The sequence below is a fragment of the Streptomyces sindenensis genome, from assembly GCF_014649035.1.
Taxonomy (GTDB): domain Bacteria; phylum Actinomycetota; class Actinomycetes; order Streptomycetales; family Streptomycetaceae; genus Streptomyces; species Streptomyces sindenensis.
In genome coordinates this window covers 115,672-134,923 of sequence record NZ_BMSG01000006.1, presented here as the reverse complement: position 1 = coordinate 134,923, position 19,252 = coordinate 115,672, and the positions used below count along the sequence as shown (strand labels likewise).

Annotated in this window: 18 protein-coding genes and 1 tRNA gene; 5 read left to right on the top strand and 14 right to left on the bottom strand. The window is 71.7% G+C overall.

The annotated features are described in order from the left end of the window. Positions 1 to 22 precede the first annotated feature (22 nt). From IE145_RS10170 to IE145_RS10145, 6 genes are all read right to left on the bottom strand, one after another. Positions 23 to 1,678: an FAD-dependent oxidoreductase gene (locus IE145_RS10170; RefSeq protein ID WP_189520590.1), complete on the bottom strand. Its 1,656-nt coding sequence runs from the start codon at positions 1,676 to 1,678 to the stop codon at positions 23 to 25. Between the two features lie 9 nt (positions 1,679 to 1,687). Continuing rightward, positions 1,688 to 2,602, bottom strand: a complete 915-nt coding sequence (locus IE145_RS10165; RefSeq protein ID WP_189520589.1) for an AurF N-oxygenase family protein — start codon at positions 2,600 to 2,602, stop codon at positions 1,688 to 1,690. Positions 2,603 to 2,859: 257 nt separating this feature from the next. After that, positions 2,860 to 3,651, bottom strand: coding sequence for an ABC transporter permease (locus tag IE145_RS10160; RefSeq protein ID WP_189520588.1), 792 nt, complete (start codon positions 3,649 to 3,651; stop codon positions 2,860 to 2,862). After that, positions 3,648 to 4,646: an ATP-binding cassette domain-containing protein gene (locus tag IE145_RS10155; RefSeq protein ID WP_189520587.1), complete on the bottom strand. Its 999-nt coding sequence runs from the start codon at positions 4,644 to 4,646 to the stop codon at positions 3,648 to 3,650. The genes IE145_RS10160 and IE145_RS10155 overlap by 4 nt, the downstream gene beginning before the upstream one ends. 41 nt (positions 4,647 to 4,687) lie before the next feature. Next, positions 4,688 to 5,578, bottom strand: a complete 891-nt coding sequence (locus tag IE145_RS10150) for a DUF4097 family beta strand repeat-containing protein (RefSeq protein ID WP_189520586.1) — start codon at positions 5,576 to 5,578, stop codon at positions 4,688 to 4,690. Positions 5,579 to 5,864: 286 nt separating this feature from the next. Next, complete coding sequence (locus IE145_RS10145) at positions 5,865 to 6,389, bottom strand: toxin-antitoxin system HicB family antitoxin (protein ID WP_189520585.1); 525 nt, start codon at positions 6,387 to 6,389, stop codon at positions 5,865 to 5,867. A 332-nt stretch (positions 6,390 to 6,721) separates the two neighbouring features. Between IE145_RS10145 and IE145_RS10140 the strand changes: the two genes are divergently transcribed. Both IE145_RS10140 and IE145_RS10135 read left to right on the top strand, forming a co-directional pair. Next, a complete protein-coding gene (locus IE145_RS10140; RefSeq protein WP_189520584.1) occupies positions 6,722 to 7,462 on the top strand; it encodes an FHA domain-containing protein in 741 nt (246 codons plus the stop codon). Continuing rightward, positions 7,459 to 8,328: a protein kinase domain-containing protein gene (locus tag IE145_RS10135; protein ID WP_189520583.1), complete on the top strand. Its 870-nt coding sequence runs from the start codon at positions 7,459 to 7,461 to the stop codon at positions 8,326 to 8,328. Before IE145_RS10140 ends, IE145_RS10135 begins: the two co-directional genes overlap by 4 nt. Positions 8,329 to 8,528: 200 nt before the next feature. On the opposite strand, the gene IE145_RS10130 is transcribed toward IE145_RS10135, so the two are convergent. Further along, the gene (locus IE145_RS10130; RefSeq protein ID WP_189520582.1) at positions 8,529 to 9,563 is read right to left on the bottom strand and encodes a helix-turn-helix domain-containing protein; all 1,035 of its coding nucleotides are present in this window, start codon (positions 9,561 to 9,563) and stop codon (positions 8,529 to 8,531) included. Positions 9,564 to 9,715: 152 nt separating this feature from the next. Continuing rightward, positions 9,716 to 9,789, bottom strand: a tRNA-Thr gene (locus IE145_RS10125). Positions 9,790 to 9,964: 175 nt separating this feature from the next. Between IE145_RS10125 and IE145_RS10120 the strand changes: the two genes are divergently transcribed. The 3 genes from IE145_RS10120 to IE145_RS10110 all read left to right on the top strand — a co-directional run bounded on the left by IE145_RS10120 (position 9,965) and on the right by IE145_RS10110 (position 12,547). Further along, positions 9,965 to 11,101: an ABC transporter ATP-binding protein gene (locus tag IE145_RS10120; RefSeq protein ID WP_189520581.1), complete on the top strand. Its 1,137-nt coding sequence runs from the start codon at positions 9,965 to 9,967 to the stop codon at positions 11,099 to 11,101. 233 nt (positions 11,102 to 11,334) lie between these two features. After that, entirely contained in the window at positions 11,335 to 11,748 is a 414-nt protein-coding gene (locus IE145_RS10115) for a hypothetical protein (protein WP_069739788.1), read from the top strand. An 82-nt stretch (positions 11,749 to 11,830) separates the two neighbouring features. Next, positions 11,831 to 12,547: a nucleotidyltransferase family protein gene (locus tag IE145_RS10110; protein ID WP_189520580.1), complete on the top strand. Its 717-nt coding sequence runs from the start codon at positions 11,831 to 11,833 to the stop codon at positions 12,545 to 12,547. Positions 12,548 to 12,685: 138 nt separating this feature from the next. Here the strand turns inward: IE145_RS10110 and IE145_RS10105 are convergent, their stop codons facing one another. From IE145_RS10105 to ispD, 6 genes are all read right to left on the bottom strand, one after another. Next, entirely contained in the window at positions 12,686 to 14,311 is a 1,626-nt protein-coding gene (locus IE145_RS10105; protein WP_229825470.1) for a DoxX family membrane protein, read from the bottom strand. A gap of 172 nt (positions 14,312 to 14,483) precedes the next feature. After that, a complete protein-coding gene (gene rlmB / locus IE145_RS10100) occupies positions 14,484 to 15,440 on the bottom strand; it encodes a 23S rRNA (guanosine(2251)-2'-O)-methyltransferase RlmB (RefSeq protein ID WP_189520579.1) in 957 nt (318 codons plus the stop codon). Positions 15,441 to 15,560: 120 nt separating this feature from the next. Continuing rightward, positions 15,561 to 16,961, bottom strand: coding sequence for a cysteine--tRNA ligase (gene cysS, locus IE145_RS10095; RefSeq protein WP_189520578.1), 1,401 nt, complete (start codon positions 16,959 to 16,961; stop codon positions 15,561 to 15,563). A 147-nt stretch (positions 16,962 to 17,108) separates the two neighbouring features. Next, positions 17,109 to 17,513, bottom strand: coding sequence for a PPOX class F420-dependent oxidoreductase (locus IE145_RS10090; RefSeq protein ID WP_189520577.1), 405 nt, complete (start codon positions 17,511 to 17,513; stop codon positions 17,109 to 17,111). 404 nt (positions 17,514 to 17,917) lie between these two features. After that, a complete protein-coding gene (gene ispF / locus IE145_RS10085) occupies positions 17,918 to 18,442 on the bottom strand; it encodes a 2-C-methyl-D-erythritol 2,4-cyclodiphosphate synthase (protein ID WP_189520576.1) in 525 nt (174 codons plus the stop codon). Continuing rightward, the gene (gene ispD / locus IE145_RS10080) at positions 18,432 to 19,199 is read right to left on the bottom strand and encodes a 2-C-methyl-D-erythritol 4-phosphate cytidylyltransferase (protein WP_189520575.1); all 768 of its coding nucleotides are present in this window, start codon (positions 19,197 to 19,199) and stop codon (positions 18,432 to 18,434) included. Before ispD ends, ispF begins: the two co-directional genes overlap by 11 nt. Positions 19,200 to 19,252 lie beyond the last annotated feature (53 nt).

The window sequence follows — 19,252 nt, the reverse complement described above, 5'->3', positions numbered from 1 at the left end:
AGCAGGTCAGCAGGTCAGCAGGTCAGCAGGTCAGTCGCAGCAACCGTCCCGACCTCGCCGTGGCCACCAACTCCTCGACGGTGGCGAGCTTCACCCGGGGCCGGCCGTCGCGCCGCCCCCGGTCCCGTTCGGCACGGTCGATCGCGGCCAGGCCCCGGGCGTCCACGACCCGGCGGTTGCGCTGCCGGGCGAGCCGCCGGAACGCCCTGGCGTCGCCCTTCGGCGCGGGCAGCTCCCCGGCGACCGCGTCGGCCAGGAGCGTGCCGACCGTCTCGGCCGCGCAGGTGCGGTTGGCGCCGATCCCGCCGGACGGCCCCCGCTTGATCCAGCCGACCACGTAGCTGCCGGGCAGCCCGGCCACCCGGCCGCCCTGGTGCGGAACGGTGCCCGAGTCCTCGTCGAACGGCAGCCCGGGGACCGGGAGTCCGCGGTACCCGATGGCCCGCAGCAACAGCCCGGCACTCAGGTCCACCGTGCCGCCGCCGTCCGTGACGCGTACGGAGCGCACCCCGCCGCCCCCGCCCGGGATCTCCACGACCTCGGAGTGGAAGCGGAGCACGATCCGGCGCCCGCCGTCCGAGGGGGACGCGGCGTCCGTCCGGACCCGGGCGAGCCCCTGGAGCACCCCGGCCCGGTCGCCCGCCCCGGCCGCGTCGATCGCCGCCGCCGTCCGCGGATCGTGGTCGTCCACCACCAGCTCCACGCCCGGCACATGCTTCAGCGCGAGGAGTTCGGAACGGGTGTACGCGGCGTCCTCGGGACCCCGCCGCCCCAGCACCACCACCTCCCGGACCCGGCTCGCCCGCAGCGCGTCCAGGGCGTGGGCGGCGATGTCGGTGGCCGCGAGCGCCTCCGGGTCGGCGACCAGGATCCGGGCGACGTCGAGAGCCACATTGCCGTTGCCGACCACGACGACCCGCTCGGCGGAGAGGTCGACGCCCTGCGCGACGGCCTCCGGGTGGGCGTTGTACCAGGCGACGAACGCGGTCGCCGACAGGCAGCCGGGCAGCTCCTCCCCCGGCACCCCGAGCCGCCGGTCCGTGGAGGCGCCGACCGCGTAGATCACCGCGTCGTGGTGGGCCGCCACCTCCTCGGCCGTGACGTCCCGGCCCACCTCGATCCCCAGGTGCATCCGGACCCGGGGATGGGAGTGGAAGCGGGAGAAGGTGTCGCCGACCTTCTTCGTCGCGGGGTGGTCGGGGGCCACCCCGTACCGGACGAGCCCGCCCGCCACCGGCAGCCGGTCGATCAGGGTCACCTCGGCGGCGGTGTGCAGCAGCAGGTCCTGCGCCGCGTACATCCCGGCGGGCCCGGTGCCGACGACGGCCACCCGCAGCGGCCCGAAGTCGGACGGCAGACTCCGCTCGAAGACCGGATCGCCCCAGACGTGGAAGTTCGGCCCGTCCGCCTCCGGGGCGGGCTCGCCGCCCTCGTAGTAGGCGGCGTTGATGTCCGCGTACTCCCGCTGCCCGTCCGACAGCGAGTCCACCGGGAAGATCGCGTCCACCGGGCAGGCGTCCGCGCACGCCCCGCAGTCGATGCACGCCCGGGGGTCAATGTGCAGCATCTCCGTGGAGCCGAAGGCGCGTTCCTCCGGCGTCGGGTGGATGCAGTTGACGGGGCACACGGCCACACAGGTGGCGTCGTTGCAGCAGGTCTGGGTGATCGCGTAGGTCATGGCCCCGGCTCAGATCAGGTTCGCGCGCTTGTAGAACGCGAGGGCGGGCTTGGTGAGCAGACGGGCGGAGGCCAGGAAGTCCATCAGACCCGAACAGCTGGACCGCATCATCGACTTGTGGTGCTCATTGGCCTTGGCGGCGGCCAGCGCGCGCCGCTTGTCGAGGCCCGCCTTCCGGTAGACCTCCGGGTTCACCATGCTGGTCACGATGAAGTACGAGGCGACGGCGACGACGAACGCGTTGATCTGCCGCCGCGCCCACCCCGCGCCCTCCAGCCGCTTGAGGGTCTCGTCCCGGGCGAACTTCATGTGCCGGGACTCCTCCACGACGTGGATGTTGTTGATGGTGCGGACGAACGGCACGACCCGCTCGTCGCGCATCCAGTCCCGCTGCATCACGTCGAGGACCTCCTCGGCGACGAGGATCGCCGCGTACGCCGCCTCGCCGAACGCCAGCGTCTTGAACGCCCGGCCCAGCTCCATCACCGCGCGGCGCGGCCGGTAGTGGGGCGCGCCCAGCTTCTGCGCGCCGCGCGCGAACATGATCGAGTGCCGGCACTCCTCGGCTATCTCGGTGAGCGCCCACTGGAACTCCGCGCCCGCCGGGTTCTTCATGTAGATGTCCCGCAGCACCATCTGCTGGAGGATCATCTCGAACCAGATCCCGGTGCTCGCGACCGAGGCCGCCTCCTGCCGGGTCAGCTCCTTGCGCTGCGCCTCGGTCAGCTCGCCCCAGTAGGCGGTCCCGTAGAGACTGCTCCACTCGGGGCTCGCGCCGTGGAACTCCTTGTCCAGCGGCGTCTCCCAGTCCACCTCGGTGGCCGGGTCGTACGCCAGTTGCGCGGCCGAACCGAGCAGCCGCCGCGCGACGTCGTCGCCCTCGGGACTTTCCTGGACCTTCGACGGAACGGTGCTGCCGGCCATGCTGCGGCTCCTTGGGTCGAGTGCGGTGATCCTTGATCGTGGTGATGTGCGTACGTCGACAGCCGTGCTGTTACGGGCGTACGGAGCCGGGGACGACGGCCCGCACCGCCACCCGAGCACTCCACCCGCTTGTTAGACGCAAGGTATAACAAGGATCCCGGGCCGCCTACCCCTCGGTAGAAATCGGCCCGGGACCTCACCACATCTCCGCACATCTCCACGCGGAGCAAGGGAACTTCACCCCCCGGCCCGCCCGGCTACCGGGGATCCCGCGCGAACTTCGCGGTCGCCCAGAAGTAGCCGAGGACCACCAGACCGACGCTCCAGCCGACTGCCAGCCAGCCGTTGTGGCCGATCTCGGTGCCGAGCAGCAGGCCGCGCAGGGTCTCGATCGCCGGGGTGAAGGGCTGGTACTCCGCGATCGGCCGGAACCAGCCCGGCATCGTCTCCACCGGGATGAAGGCGCTGGACAGCATCGGGAGCAGCACCATCGGCAGGGCGTTGTTGCTGGCCGCCTCCGCGTTCGGGCTGATCAGGCCCATGCCGACGGCGACCCAGGTGAGGGCGGCGGAGAAGAGCACGAGCAGCCCGAACGCGGCCAGCCACTCCAGGACCGTGGCGTCGGTGGACCGGAAGCCGATGGCGACGCCGACCGCGCCGACCACGACCACGCTCAGCACGCTCTGGAGCACGCTGCCGACGACATGTCCGACGAGCACCGAGCTGCGGTGGATGGCCATCGTGCGGAAACGGGCGATGATGCCCTCGGTCATGTCGTTGGAGACGGACACCGCGGTCCCGACCACCGTGGAGCCGATGGTCAGCAGCAGCAGCCCCGGCACGATGTAGGCGATGTACGCGGAGCGGTCGGCCCCCGCGCCGCCGATGCCCGCGCTCATCACATCGCCGAAGATGTAGACGAAAAGCAGCAGGAGCATGACAGGCGTGAGGAGCAGGTTGAGGGTGAGGGAGGGGTAGCGCCGGGCGTGCAGGAGGTTGCGGCGCAGCATGGTGTTCGTGTCGCGGACGGCGAGGGTGAGCGAGCTCATCGGACGGTCTCCTTCGGCTGGTTGTTCCGGGCGGGGGCGGCGGCGGTGAGGGCGAAGAAGACGTCGTCGAGGTCGGGCGTGTGCACGGTCAGCTCGTCCGCCTCGATACCGGCCGAGTCCAGCCAGTCGAGGATGGAGCGCAGTTCGCGCTGGCTGCCGTCGCTGGGGATCTGGAGCGCCAGCGCCTCGTCGTCGCGCGCGGCGTCGCGCAGGGCGGAGGCGGCGGACCGGTAGTTGTCCGGGTCGGTGAAACGGAGCTTGACGTGCCCGCCCGGGACGATCCGCTTCAGCTCCTCGGCACTGCCCTCGGCGGCGATCTTCCCGTCGTGCAGAACGGCGATGCGGTCGGCCAGCTCGTCGGCCTCCTCCAGATACTGGGTGGTGAGGAAGACGGTCACACCATCGGCGACCAGCTCGCGGACGATGCCCCACATGGTGTGGCGGGAGCGGGGGTCCAGGCCGGTGGTCGGCTCGTCGAGGAAGATGATCCGGGGCCCGCCGACCAGCGTCATGGCGATGTCGAGACGGCGCTTCATGCCGCCGGAGTAGCCGGCGGCGGGCTTCTTCGCCGCCTCCACCAGATCGAAACGCTCCAGGAGTTCGGCGGCCAACCGCCGCCCCTCACGCCTGGACAGATGGTGCAGGTCCGCCATCAGCAGCATGTTCTCCTCGCCGGTGATCAGCCCGTCGACGGCCGAGAACTGCCCCGTGACCCCGATCGCGGCCCGCACGGCCTGCGGATCGGCGGCCACGTCATGTCCCCCGACACTCAGTTCACCGGAGTCGGCGGTGATGAGGGTGGAGAGAATCTTGACGGCGGTGGTCTTGCCCGCGCCGTTCGGGCCGAGCAGGGAGAACACCGTGCCCTGCGGCACCGACAGGTCGATGCCGTCGAGCACGACCTTGTCGCCGTAGGACTTGCGCAGTCCGGTGGCGCTGATCGCCTGCGTCGCGGCCTGGGCGGCACGCGGCACAAAGGCCCGGTTGACAGTCATGTTGGTTCCCTTTCGCAAGCGGTGAGGAGAACGGGGCGGGGTCAGGCGCGGCGGACGATGATGTCGCCGGCCCCGCTGCGGGCGTGCACCTCGACGGTCTCGTCGGAGTCCTCGGGACCGGCGGCGGCGCCGAGCGAGTTGCGTACGGTGCCGAACCTGGGGTTCAGGTCGAGCCAGGCGGCGGTGCCCTCGTGGATGCCCACTTCGAGGTCGCCGACCGACGTCCGCAGGGCGGTCCGCCCCCGGATCACGTCGCCGACCCGGATCCGGCCGTTGGAGGACGTCGCCTCCACCCCGGCGTGGGCGACGCCGATCTCGATCCGGCCGTTGGCGGACTTGGCGACGACCTCGCCGTGCGCGACGCCCACCGAGATGTCGCCGTTGGCCGCGTTGACCTTCAGCTCCCCGCCGACCTCGTCGATCTCGGTCGTACCGTTGCCGTTCTTGACGACCGCGGCCCCGGCGACCGAGCCGATCTCGACCCGGCCCGAGCCGACGGCCTCGGCGTTACCGGTGCAGCGCCCCAGGCGGAGATCGCCGTGGTCGGTGGTGAGCTCGACGAGAGCCGCCTCGTCCACCTGGAGGTCGCCGAGCGAGGTCTTCAGCCGCACCTCGCCGAGGGGCCCTTCGCAGAAGAAGCCGCCCAGGGCGGAGGTGCCCCGCACGTCGGAGCCGGCGGGCAGTTCGATGCTCACCACGACGGAGCCCGGCTTGCCGAACAGGGTCCGCTTCTTCGGGGTCCTGACGGTGAGGCGACCGCCCGAGCAGGTGACCTGGGTCTGCCGCACGGCGCGTACGTCGTCCTGGTCGGCGCCGTCGCCCGGCAGCACCTCGACGACCGTGTCGGTGCGCTTGCCTGCGGTGATCCGGGCGGTACCGGCGTCCAGCTCCACGACGGCGGAAATCGGCTCAGGGGTTTCGAAAGAAGGCATGGCTGTCCCGTCCTCTTGGCTCGGTGAGTTGATGAGCGATCAGTGGTGATCGATGGGGAACGTCGGCCGGATCGGCGATCCGCCGGTGAAGTGAGGTGTGAAGCGGCGGCTGCTAGGTCCTGTCGTCAAACTGCCGTCGTCGCCCGGAGGGCGGCCGCGCGGCGTCCGGTGCGTGCGATCGCAAGGCGCCTGAATGGTCTTGTAGCGGAGCTACCAGGGCATTTGGGCAACGCCGCGAGCGTGCGTGCCGGGCGTCGCGCGGCAGACGGCAGTGTGACGACAGGACCTAGCGGACCCAGCCGGTGAAACCGCGACCGCCCGAGTCCTTGCCCCGGCCCGGTGCGCTCGCGCGCCCCCCGCCGTCGAGGGCGACGGACACGGCTCGTACGAGCCAGGCGTTGACCGACAGCCCCTCCGCCGCCGCCGCGCTCTCGGCGCGGCCCTTGAGGTGGGCGGGGAGGCGGAGGTTGATCCGGACCATGGTGCCGTCGTCGGCCTCCACGGCGGGCGGCGCGGCCACGACGGGAGCCACCACGGGTTCCCGCTCCTCCCGCACCGGCTCGGGTGCCGGCGGCGGCGTCACCACGAACTCGGGATCGAGCCCGCGCAGCCGTACGTCGACCGAGCCGGGAGCCAGCTCCCGGGTGACGTCGCTCATGGCGGCGGAGAGCACGTTGAGCAGGGTCAGCCGGGCAGCGGATTCCAGCGGAACACTGAGCCGCTCGGCGAGGGCACGGGCTTCGTCGCCGCCGGCATCCGCGGCGACGGCGAGTTCCCGCCGGAGATTGTCGACGTAGGGGGTGAGGTCCATGACGCCATCATGGCACACGAATGGCACCACGTCGAGCCACTTTGGCGCCTCGCCTCTAAAATGGCCTCTGACCTGCAAATACTCGACCATCATGCACGCGATGACACCACGGAGGCGCCCCGCACACCCCTAGATGGCGCCACACTGACACCACAGGACGCCACGTCGGCACACGCGGGTGCCTCCGCGTGGCACACCCAGCCCCCGAACCGCGCCCGAACACCGCCACGCCGAACCCGGCACCCCTTTACCCCGTACGCCGACCTCGCCTAATCTCCCCCCTGTTGGACCGGGGGAGGGTGGCCCTCATGGCTTGACGAGGGGACAAGTCCATGTACAGCGTCATCGTCGTACCTCCGGCATGCGCGCACCCGGACGGCCAGATCACCATCGCCTCCGGCGAAGACCTCACCTTCGGCCGACGAGAGACACCCGACGGCCTCACCATCACCCACGAAGGCGTCCCCCGCATCGCCGGGACCATCACCGCACAACACGACTTCTGGCTCCTGACCAACCGCAGCACCGACCAGACCTACGTCGTGGAGAACCCCGAAGGCGCAGGCGAGCACATCAAAGTCGCCCCCGGCCGCATCAACGCCCCCGTGGCCTTCGAGTTCTCCCGTGTCGTCCTGCCCGCCGCAGGCGACCTCCTCACCTTCGACGTCTGGGCGCCCCGCCAGAACTTCACCGGAGCCGAACCCCACGACCTCCCCGGCTCCGCCACCACACCCGCCTTCACCCTCGACCGCACCAAACGCTACTTCGCCGTCCTCGCCGCCCTCTGCGAACCGCGCCTCCGCGGCGAACCCCACGCCCCCACCCCCGCCGTCGACCACCTCGTCCAACGGCTCCGCCCCACCTGGCCGACCGTCAAGCGCTCCGCCGTCTACTGGAACATCGACTACCTCGCCCTCAAACTCCGCCTACGCCCCGGCCCGGACACCGCCGAACCCGGCCGCCGCGCCAACGGCAAGAAGGAAACCCTCGCCTCCCTCGCCCTCCGCTTCGACCTCGTACGCGAGGACGACCTCATCGTCCTGGCCTCCCCCGCCCACGAGGGATGCGAATGAGGACCGGCCCGCACACCGTCACCGTCCCCCGGGGCCACCGCATCGGCGACTGGAACGTCGACCGCCCCCTCGCCTCGGGCGCCTTCACCACCGTCTACGCCGCACACCGCACCCACGGCGCCCCCAGAACCGCCGCCCTCAAGTTCTGGCCCACGGCCACCCCCACCCCCCGCCGCCCCCACCTCCTCCACAGCCTGATCCGGCGCGAGGTCGAACTCCTCCACCACCTCCGCTCACCCCGGCTGATCCGCCTCTACGACACCCTCACCGCCCACGACCCCCGACACCCGCACCTCCACGGCGCCACCGCCCTGATCCTCGAACGCGCCCGCTCCTGCCTGCACACCGCACCGCCCCCCGCCGACCCCGCAGCGACCCTCACCCAGATCTGCGAGGGCCTCGCCCACCTCCACGAAGCGGGCTGGATCCACGGCGACCTCAAACCGGCCAACATCCTCGTCATGGCCGACGGAACCGTACGCCTCGCCGACTTCAACACCGCCGCCCGCCTCGAAGGCACCCACGCCTACGCACCCCCCTTCACCAACCGCGACCACACCCCGCCCGAACAGCTCTGGCCCGAGATGGACGAACGAGGCACCCCCGTACAGCCATCGGTCGACATATGGGCCTTCGGCGTCCTCGCCCACACCCTCCTCACCGGCACCCACCCCCTGCCCGGCACCACCACGGCCGCCCGCTGCAACGCCGCGATCCGCTACGCCCGCGCAACCCAGCGACTCAAGCTGTCCACCGCCCTCCCGCCGACCTGGCAGAAAATCATCCGCGACTGCCTGGCCCGAACACCCACCGACCGCCCCGACGCCCGCACCCTGCTCCACCGCATACGCCACGCCCCCCACTGACCTGCACCTTTGCGCTCAGGCACAAAAGCATGGCCCGGCCCGCCCCACCCGGGCGACAGTGGAACCGGCGGTCCGCCACCGTTCTTCGCCCCCGCCAAAGTGGACCGGGGGCACCACCCGAAGAACGGTGGCGCGACCAGACCCGTCAGCTCAACTCAGCTCAGCTCAACTCAGCTCGACTCAACTCAGCTCGACTCAACTCAACTCAGCTCAACGCGACCGTCCGCAGCCGCCTCGCCCGCCGCGCTCCGGGCCGCACGCAGAACCGACGCACCGGCGGGGGTGAGCGTATGCAGAACCGCCGGCCCGATGCGGGCAGTCGTCAGGAGCCCCGCATCACGCAGCACCGTGGCATGCCGACTGGCGGCGGACGCCGAGACCCCGGCCGCCCGGGCGATCTCCCCCGTGGTGGCACCACCGGCCGCCGCCCGCAGAGCCACCGCCCGGACCCGCCCGAGCAGATTGACCAGAGACCGCTCAGGATCCTCTGCCCGCAAGGGGCGCGCCGCGGGCTCGTGCAGCAACGAATACCAGAGCACCGGCGGCAGCCCCGGATCAGCGAAGGCGACCGGCTCCCCCCAGTTGAAATACGAAGGCACCAGGGTCAGCCCACGCCCGTTCAGATACAGGTCCCGGTCCCGCGTCTGCCGCGGATACGCGACCTCCAACACCGGCGGACACCACCGGAACATGGCCCCGAGCCCCGCGAGCATGCCCTCGACCCCACCGTGCAGCAGGCCCCGCCCCCGTACCGCCCGCTCGGCCTCGATCCGCGCCTGAATCCGCTCCTGATGCGGCACGACAACGGCACCGTAATAGGCCCGCAGCACCCCCACGAACTCCTGGCGCACCTCCTGCTCGGCCAGCCGCCCCGCCCACCCCGGTGCCCCGATGAGCCGGTCCAGCATGCCGACCTCCTCCACGACCCGCTCCGCCGGCGTGGCCAGCAACGCCTCCACCCCCGCTTCCAGCCCCTCCACCCCGGAGGACGGCGTCAGAAAGTCCGGGTAATAGGCGGCCCGGGGGTACAGCGGCAGCAGAACACCCCGCAGAGCCCGCTCCAGCCCCTGCTCCCGCAGCTCCTGCCGCGCCGCCCGGTACCACCCGGCGTAGGCCCAGCGGCCACGGCTGGACTGCAGCCGGTGCATGCTCGCGGCCACCTCGAACAACGGGTCGGGAGCGGCGGCCAGCCGGGTCCTGGCCAGATCCGCGTCATTGAAGTGAATGCGGAGCATGTGGTTTCCCCCATGGAGTTCGGACCTCGCCCGTGACCGTAGGGGAACGCGATAAGGGTCCGATGGACGGCGCATGAACGAGGCTGCGCCGCCCCCGGCGGACCAACGGCAGAAGCCCAGGCCGGAGGGGATCCGGCCTGGGCTTCACGGTGAGCCCCCTGTCGGATTCGAACCGACGACCTACGCATTACAAGTGCGTTGCTCTGGCCAGCTGAGCTAAGGAGGCGTGCCGGAGCAGTCTAACCAACGCCGGGCCTTCGCCGTCCGCGATTTCGTGTGCTCCAGGCTACTGACAGATCGGGAAACGCCAGGTAGCGTCACCGCAGGTCCCCACAGTGGACCAGACCACTCCCTACTCGGATCGTCCGGCACGTTCCTGCCGGTTGAGGAGAAGATCCATCATGGCCAGTGTCACGTTCGACAAGGCGTCCCGCGTCTACCCCGGCTCCACCAAGCCGGCCGTGGACCAGCTCGAGATCGACATCGCGGACGGTGAGTTCCTCGTCCTCGTCGGTCCCTCCGGTTGTGGCAAGTCGACCTCCCTGCGCATGCTCGCGGGTCTCGAGGACGTCAACGGCGGCGCGATCCGTATCGGTGACCGCGACGTCACGCACCTGCCCCCGAAGGACCGGGACATCGCCATGGTGTTCCAGAACTACGCGCTCTACCCGCACATGACCGTCGCGGACAACATGGGCTTCGCGCTCAAGATCGCCGGTGTGAACAAGACCGAGATCCGGGCGAAGGTCGAAGAGGCCGCCAAGATGCTGGACCTCACCGAGTACCTGGACCGGAAGCCGAAGGCGCTCTCCGGTGGTCAGCGTCAGCGTGTGGCGATGGGCCGGGCCATCGTGCGGGAGCCGCAGGTCTTCCTCATGGACGAGCCGCTGTCGAACCTCGACGCCAAGCTGCGTGTCTCCACCCGTACGCAGATCGCCTCGCTGCAGCGCCGTCTCGGCATCACCACGGTGTACGTCACCCACGACCAGGTCGAGGCCCTCACCATGGGTGACCGGGTCGCGGTGCTGAAGGACGGGCTGCTCCAGCAGGTCGACTCGCCGCGCAACATGTACGACCGCCCGGCGAACCTCTTCGTCGCCGGCTTCATCGGTTCGCCCGCGATGAACCTCGTCGAGGTCCCGATCACCGACGGCGGTGTGAAGTTCGGCAACAGCGTGGTGCCGGTGTCGCGTGAGGCGCTGAGCACCGCGATGGACCGTGGTGACACCACCGTCACGGTCGGCATCCGCCCGGAGCACTTCGACATCGTCGAGCACGGTGGCGCCGCCGCGAAGGCGCTGACCAAGGACGCCTCGGACGAGCCGGCCGGTCTGGCCGTCTCCGTCAACGTCGTCGAGGAGCTGGGCGCCGACGGGTTCGTCTACGGCTCCACGCGGGTCGGCGGCGAGCACAAGGACCTGGTCGTCCGTGTCGGCGGCCGGGCCGTCCCGGAGAAGGGCACCGAGCTGCACGTCCTCCCGCGCCCGGACGAGCTGCACGTGTTCGCGACCTCCACCGGCGAGCGGCTCACCGACTGACCCGCCCCTGCCGTACGCACGGCCCCGCGTCCACCGGCAACGCCCGGTGGACGCGGGGCCGTTTGCGTGGTCCCGGCGGGTTTGGGTTTCGGCGCCGGGTGGCGTCAAATACCCCGGCACACTGGGCATTTCACCCCGGTCCGTCAACCTCGTATTCGAAAGGACGCGTCGAACCATCCCCCGCGAGGGTGACGAATTGTCGCCAAGTCATCACCGGCCGCTACGCTCGCTGCGTGACCCACACCGCGCGCCGCATCGGCCGATCCCTCGCTCTCGTCCTGCCCGTCGTCATGGTTCTGTCCGGGACCCTCGCGGTCACCAGCGTTCCGTGGGCGGCGTCGGACAAGGACTCCCAGCTGCTGGCCGCCTCCTCGGAGACCGTGTCCAAGCCCGCGAAGCCGCACGCCCCGCAGGACGTCCTGCGCGAGAAGCTGCTCGTGGAGCTCCAGGAGAAGGACCCGGGCGCCGCCCTCACCGGTCTCCAGCGGGCCGTCGAGCAGCGTCCGTCGCTCGCCCGTCACTGCATGTCGATCGCGAAGGCGCTCGGCAAGGCGGCCGTCGAGCAGTACGGCCCGACCCGGGCGCACCGCTTCTCCCGGCCGGTCTGCGACACCTCGTTCGCCTCGGGCGTCGCCCAGTTCAGCTGAGCCCCGGAGACCGAGCCCGACGGGGAGGCGGTCGCGTCGCGCGCCGCCTCCCCGTCGGCGGGCACCGCATATCGTGCCTGCCATGCATACCTATCCGACGCAGGCCGTGATCCTTGCCGGTGGCCAGGGGTCGCGGCTGCGGCCGTACACCGACGACCGCCCCAAGCCGATGGTCGAGATCCCCGGGACCGGGACTCCGATCATCGGCCATCAGCTGTCCTGGCTGGCCGCCGAGGGGGTCACCGACGCCGTGGTCTCCTGCGGGCACCTGGCCGAGGTGCTCCAGGAGTGGCTGGAGGAGGCCGTGCTGCCGCTCCGGGTCACCACTGTCGTGGAGACCGAGCCCCTGGGGCGCGGCGGCGGGCTGCGGTACGCGGCCGAGCGGCTGCCCGACGCCGATCAGCCGTGGTACGCCACGAACGGTGACATCTGGACCCGTTTCTCGCTGCGGGAGATGGCTGCCTTCCACGCGGAGCGTGACGCCACCGCGACCCTGGCCCTCGCCCGGCCGCGCATCCCGTGGGGTGCGGTGGAGACGGACGCGTTCGGGCACATCACCGACTTCATCGAGTCGCCGCCGTCGCCGTATCTGATCAACGCCGGGGTGTACGTGTTCTCATCGGCGTTCACGACGTTGCTGCCGGACCGCGGCGACCATGAGCGGACCACGTTCCCCCGGCTCGCGCGCGAGCGCCGTCTGGCCGGGTATCCGCTGCCGAACGGGGCGTACTGGCGGGCGATCGACACCGCGAAGGATCTGACCGAGGCGGCCCGCGAGCTGGGGTCCCGGGGAGCCTGACAGTCGCTCGTACGCCCGCGCACGACGTAGGCGGGCACACGACCTACGCGGGCACCCGACGTACGCACGCATACCAAGGGCGGCGCCCGACCGGTGGGAGAACCGGTGGGCGCCGCCCTTGTCGCGTGGTCGTGCGGGTCAGCCGAGGAGGCCGCCGATGGGGTTGCGGCCGCCGCCCGAGGTCGAGCCCTCACCGCCGGAGGAGGTCGAGCCGCCGGTGGGCGCCGGTTCGCCGCCGCCGCCGGAGGAGTCGTCGCCGGTGGAGCCGGAGGAGGTGGGTCCGGCGCTGGTGGCGGCCGGGGGCTGCTGCGGGGTGGACTGCTGCGGGGGCTCCTGGCCGGTGCCCTGCGTCTCGCTGGGCTGGGTGCCCGAACCGGTGCTCTGGCCGCCGGAGTCGCGGGTCGCGCCCGGGGTGACCTGGCCGGTGGCGGGGGTGGTGGCCGTGCCGGAGCGGCTGGGCTCCGGGCGGCGCTCCTGCTCCGGGGTGCGGGAGGCCTGGCGTTCGCCGGTGGATTCCTGGGGCAGCGGCATGCCGGGGAGGCGGTTGGTGGGGTTGTCGTTGCGGCCGGGGACGGTGACGACCTCGGTGGAGCGGACCGCGCCGCCGAGGATGGAGCCGATGAGGAGGGTGAGACCGACGACGACGGTCGCGACGACGGTGCCCCGGCGCAGGACCCTGCGGCGCAGGTCCCAGAGTTCCGAGCGGGGGCCGAGCTTGCGCCAGGCCTCTCCGGCGAGGCGGCCGTCGACGGAGTAGACGGGGGCGCCCGCGATGACCAGTGGGCTCCAGGCGGCCAGCAGGATGATGTCGGGGGCTTCGTACACGGGGACCTGGCGCCAGCTGACCGTCATCAGCAGTGCGGCGGAGAGCAGGGCGCCGAACGCGGCGGCGACCCGCTGCCAGAGGCCGAGGACGGTGAGGACGCCGACGACGACCTGGAGGAAGGCGACGGTCAGTCCGGCGCCGACGGGGTGGGAGAGGGCGAAGTCGCGCAGGGGTTCGGCGACCGCCCACGGGTGGAGGGAGGTCAGCCACTTGACCATCGAGCCGCGTTCGCCGCCGTCGAAGTAGACGGGGTCGCAGAGTTTGCCCATGCCGGCGTAGATGGAGATGAAGCCGAGGAGGACCCGCATGGGGAGCAGGACGACGCCCAGGTTCATCCGGTGGCCGGGGTAGTAGGCGTGCCGGACGGGGTCGCCCGTGCCGCGCCGGGCGCGGGCGTCGGTGGCTTCGGCGGAGTCCGGGGAGTCGGCGTCGTCGTAGCCGTCGCCGGGTCCGTCGAGCGGGTCGTCGTACGCGCCGACGGCCTGCCGCATGGGTGGCAGCAGGGGGCCGGTGCGTCCCGGTCGGTGGGGGGCGGTCAGTACGGGGTTGGGCTGCGTCTCCTCCAGGAGCGGGATGACCTGGGTCGCGCCCGCTTCGTGGCCGAGCCCGCCGCCGGGGGGCGCGCCGAGTCCGGCGTCGAGGTGCCCGGCGGTGGAGTTGCGCACGGCCTGGAGGAGGCCCGTCGCGCCGGGGTCGCCGGGGGCGGACTTGCCGCTCCAGACGACGGGTGCCCGCCTGCGGCCGCCGCCGGCGCCGCTCATGGCGGGGATGCGGGCCGTTTCCGCGGGGGCACCGCGCAGCCGTGCGCGCTGGCCCGGGGCGAGCTGCACCCGGAAGCTGGCGTGGTTGACGATGACCTGCGCGGGGTCGCTGTCCACCTTGGTCATGCTCAGGGCGGGTTGCTCGTCGAACCGAGGCGTTCTGGTGTCCACACTCATCTAACCGAGTGATGTGTGTTTAGGACACTGCCTCGACCGCACCGGATGTGTCCGAGACCCGTCAAGATCAGGCCAAACTCGGGCATCCTGGATGGATGTTCGGCGCTCGCGCGTCAACTCGCCCGACGGGCGGGTCTGTCGACGGGCGAACGCCGTACGTTCCAAGGCGCTCCTAGGCGCGGCGGCGGGCCACCTCGTACAGCACGATGCCCGCGGCGACACCGGCGTTGAGCGACTCGGCGCCGCCCGGCATCGAGATCCGTACCCGGTAGTCGCAGGTCTCGCCGACGAGGCGGCCGAGGCCCTTGCCCTCGCTGCCGATGACGATGACGACCGGGCCGTTCAGCTCTTCCAGGTCCTCCACCGTGTGCTCGCCGTCCGCGGCCAGGCCGACGACGGTGAGGCCCGCCTTCTGGTAGCCCTCCAGCGCGCGGGTGAGGTTGGTGACCCGGGAGACGGGGGTGCGGGCGGCCGTGCCGGCGGAGGACTTCCAGGCTCCGGCGGTCATGCCGGCCGCGCGGCGCTCGGGGACGACGACGCCGTGGCCGCCGAACGCGGAGACGGAGCGGACGATGGCGCCGAGGTTGCGCGGGTCGGTCACGCCGTCGAGCGCGACGATCAGCGGGTCCTCGTGGTTGTCGTCGGCGGCGGCGAGCAGGTCGTCCGGGTGCGCGTACTCGTACGGCGGGACCTGGAGGACGAGGCCCTGGTGGTTCAGCCCGTTCGTCATCCGGTCCAGCTCGGGGCGCGGGGCCTCCATCAGGTTGATGGTGCCGCGGTCGCCGGCGAGCTTGAGGACGTCGCGGACGCGCTCGTCGTTGTCGATGTACTGCTGGACGTACAGCGTGACGGCGGGGACGCCGTCGCGCAGGGCCTCGTAGACCGGGTTGCGGCCGACGACCATCTCCGAGGTGCCCTTGGCGCCGCCGCGCCGGGGCGCGGGGCGGCGGGCGGCGGCCTGCTTGGCCTGGGCGTTGGCGACCCGGTTCTTCTTGTGTCCCTTGCGGGCGGAGGCGGGCGGGGTCGGGCCCTTGCCCTCCAGGCCACGGCGTCGCTTGCCACCGCTGCCGACCTGCGCGCCCTTCTTGTTGGACGTGCGGCGGTTCCTGCGCTGGCTGTTCCCGGCCATGACCTTGACCTACCTGTTCCTGTAACTCTGCGATCCGCATGCGGATGTGGATCGTGTACGTCTCATCAGTGTGCCGCCCGGATCGCCGGGCGGCACCATTGCCCTGCTCAGAGGGTGCGCTCAGCGCGGTCCCAGCGTCCACCGGGGTCCGGTGGGGCTGTCCTCGATGACGAGGCCGGACTGGCCCAGCTGGTCCCGGATGGCGTCGGCGGCGGCCCAGTCCTTGCGGTCGCGGGCCGACTGGCGCTGGTCGAGGACGAGGCGCACGAGGGTGTCGACGACGCCGTGCAGGTCCTCGCCGCTGTCGCCCTCGCGCGCCCACTGCGGGTCGAGGGGGTCCAGGCCGAGGACGCCGAGCATGGCCCGGACCTCGGCGAGGCGGGCCGCGGCGGCTTCCTTGTCGTCGGCGGCCAGTGCGCTGTTGCCCTGGCGGACGGTGGTGTGGATGATCGCCAGCGCCTGCGGGACGCCCAGGTCCTCGTCCATCGCCTCGGCGAAGGCGGGCGGCACCTCGGCGGCGGGGGCGATGGTCTCCCCCGCCTTCTCGGTGACGCGCTGGATGAAGCCCTCGATGCGGGCGAACGCGGACTCGGCCTCGCGCAGGGCCTCCTCGCTGTACTCGATCATCGACCGGTAGTGCGGGGTGCCGAGGTAGTAGCGCAGGACGATGGGGCGCCAGTGCTTGACCATCTCGCTGACGAGGACGGAGTTGCCCAGCGACTTCGACATCTTCTCGCCGGCCAGGGTGACCCAGCCGTTGTGCACCCAGTAGTTGGCGAACGTGTCGCCGTAGGCCTTGGCCTGGGCGATCTCGTTCTCGTGGTGCGGGAAGATCAGGTCGATGCCGCCGCCGTGGATGTCGAACGCGGAGCCCAGGTACTTGTGGGCCATCGCGGAGCACTCCAGGTGCCAGCCGGGGCGGCCGCGGCCCCACGGGGTCTCCCAGCTGGGCTCGCCCGGCTTCACGGCCTTCCACATGGCGAAGTCGCGCGGGTCGCGCTTGCCGGTCTCGCCCTCGCCGGAGGGCTGGCGCAGGTCGTCCAGCTCCTGGTTGGAGAGCTCCAGGTAGCCGGGGAGGGAGCGCACGTCGAAGTAGACGTTGCCGTCGGCCTCGTAGGCGTGGCCGCGCTCGATCAGGCCGCGCATCATCTCGATCATCTCGGGGACGTGACCGGTGGCGCGGGGCTCGTAGGTGGGCGGCAGGCAGCCGAGCACGTCGTAGCCGTCGTTGAACGCGCGCTCGTTCTCGTAGCCGATGGACCACCACGGGCGGCCCTGTTCGGCGGACTTCGCGATGATCTTGTCGTCGATGTCGGTGACGTTCCGGATGAACGTGACGTCGTAGCCGCGGTAGGTGAACCAGCGGCGCATGATGTCGAAGTTCAGGCCCGAGCGGATGTGGCCGATGTGCGGTGCCGCCTGGACGGTGGCGCCACAGAGGTAGATCGAGACACAGCCCGCGGTGAGCGGGACGAAGTCACGGATCTGCCGGGCGCTGGTGTCGTGCAGGCGAATAGTCACGCCTCAAGGGTAGTAGGCCGACACCAGTGCCCCGCGACCCTTGGGGATCGCGGGGACAACTTTCTGGTACCGGGTTGGGTTCCGGACATCCCTCAGAGCGTTTTTTGGCCGTACGAGGACGCGGGACAGTCGGCGGAGCCCCGGGGCTCAGATGCTGCCGACGACCTTGCGCGGCGAGATCCGGACGACCACGCGGGGGTCGTCGGCGCCGGAGTTCGGGTTGAAATCGGCGTACGGCTTGCCGGTGTACTTCACCGAGAGCTCGTCGATCAGCTCCTGTCCGCCGTCCGTCGTCAGGGTCGCCTCGCCGCGGATCTCGGCGTAGCTGTACGGGGCGTCGAAGGGCTGGACGACGACGGTGACGCGCGGGTCGCGGCGGAGGTTCTTCTCCTTGCGGCGGCCGACGGTGGTGGAGATGAGGACGTCGTCGCCGTCGCGCTTGACCCAGACGGGGGAGACCTGGGGGCTGCCGTCGGGCTGGATGGTGGCGATGTTGACGAACACGGGGGTGTCGAGCAGGTTCTTGAGCTCGGTGGAGAGTGCGGCGGTCATGCGTACGTCCTCCTGTGCGCTGCGGGTTCGGTGGCACCGGTCGGGTGTTCCGATGCTGCTCCTACCCGGCAACCGCGCCCGTTCCCGCTTCCTTCCCGCCGCGTCCCGCCGGAAGGGTGAACGCGAGGGCCGCCCCGGCCGGCAACCCGCTGCGAACACCGCCCACTACCCACCGCCCACCGCACGGGCGCGGGCGCTTCGAGGAGGGCGCCGGTCGCCGCGCCGCCCCCGAACACGGCGAGCCCGGAGACGGAGGAGAGTCCCCCGGGCGCGGGCAGGCGGCCTCAGGGCCGAGAGTGCCGGCGTGCCAGGGGGGTGCTTGACGTGCTCCTCGGTCCGAAGCCCGAGGATTCCGGCCTTCCCCTGCCGGATGCTGTGCCGCAAGCGGGAGGTACGAACGGGACCTAGGGGACCCGGTAGACCAGGGCGGTGGCGATGCCCGCGATGCCCTCGCCGCGGCCGGTGAAACCGAGCCCGTCGGAGGTGGCGGCGGAGAGCGAGACCGGGGCGCCCACGGCGGCGGACAGCACCTTCTGGGCCTCCTCGCGCCGCTTGCCGATCTTCGGGCGGAGGCCGACGACCTGGACGGCGACGTTCCCGATCTCGAAGCCTCCGGCGCGGACGATCCGGGCGGCCTCGGTGAGCAGGGTGATGCCCGCGGCCCCGGACCACTCGGGGCGGCCGGTGCCGAAGTGCTGCCCGAGGTCGCCGAGGCCGGCGGCGGAGAACAGCGCGTTGCAGGCGGCGTGCGCGACGACGTCGGCGTCCGAGTGGCCGGCCAGCCCCGGGCCCTCGCCCTCCCACTTCAGGCCCGCGCACCACAGTTCGCGGCCCTCCTCGAAGGCGTGGATGTCGGTGCCGATGCCGACGAGCGGGATGACGGGGGCGGGCCCCGTCGCGGAGGCGGTCGCGGGCGTGTCAGAAACCATCGTTGGCCCTCCTGCGGGCGAGTACCGCTTCGGCCAGCACCAGATCGAGCGGCCGGGTCACCTTGAACGCTTCTTCGTGGCCGGGGACGACGACCACGGGCCGGCCGAGGCGTTCCACCATCCCCGCGTCGTCCGTGGCCCCCTCGCCGTCGACCGCGACCTCGGCGTGGGCCCGCTCCAGCGTGCCCCGGTCGAAGCCCTGCGGCGTCTGCACCGCGCGCAGCCTGGCGCGTACGGGGGTGGCGAGCACCGGCTCCGGCTCCCCGGGCGTGGCTGCGGGCTCGACCTCCTTGACGGTGTCCGCGAGCGGCAGCGCGGGGACGACGGCGGCCGCCCCGTCCCGTACGGCGGCGGCGACGGCGTCCACCGTGTCGACCGGCACCAGCGGGCGGGCGGCGTCGTGGACCAGGACGACGGCGACGTCCTCGGGCAGCGCTTCGAGGCCGAGGCGGACGGACTCCTGGCGGGTCTCACCGCCCGGGACCACCAGGTAGTCGGTGCGCTCGGGCAGTGCGTGCTCGTCGAGGAGGTGCTTCACCTCGGGCGCGCCGTCCGGCGGGGCGACGACCACGACGAGGGAGACGGCACGGGACGCGGCCATGGCGCGAACGGCGTGGATCAGCATGGGGGTCCCGCCGAGCGTCCGGAGGGCCTTGGGCGCGCCCGGACCGAGCCGCACACCCCGCCCGGCCGCGGGAATCACCGCGGCCGTACGGGGAGGGCGCGGCCGGTCGGTCGGGGGTGGCGTCGATGACATCGGTTGCACTCCGAAGGTCCGAAGGTTCGGCAGGTTTGTTTCCACGACCGACA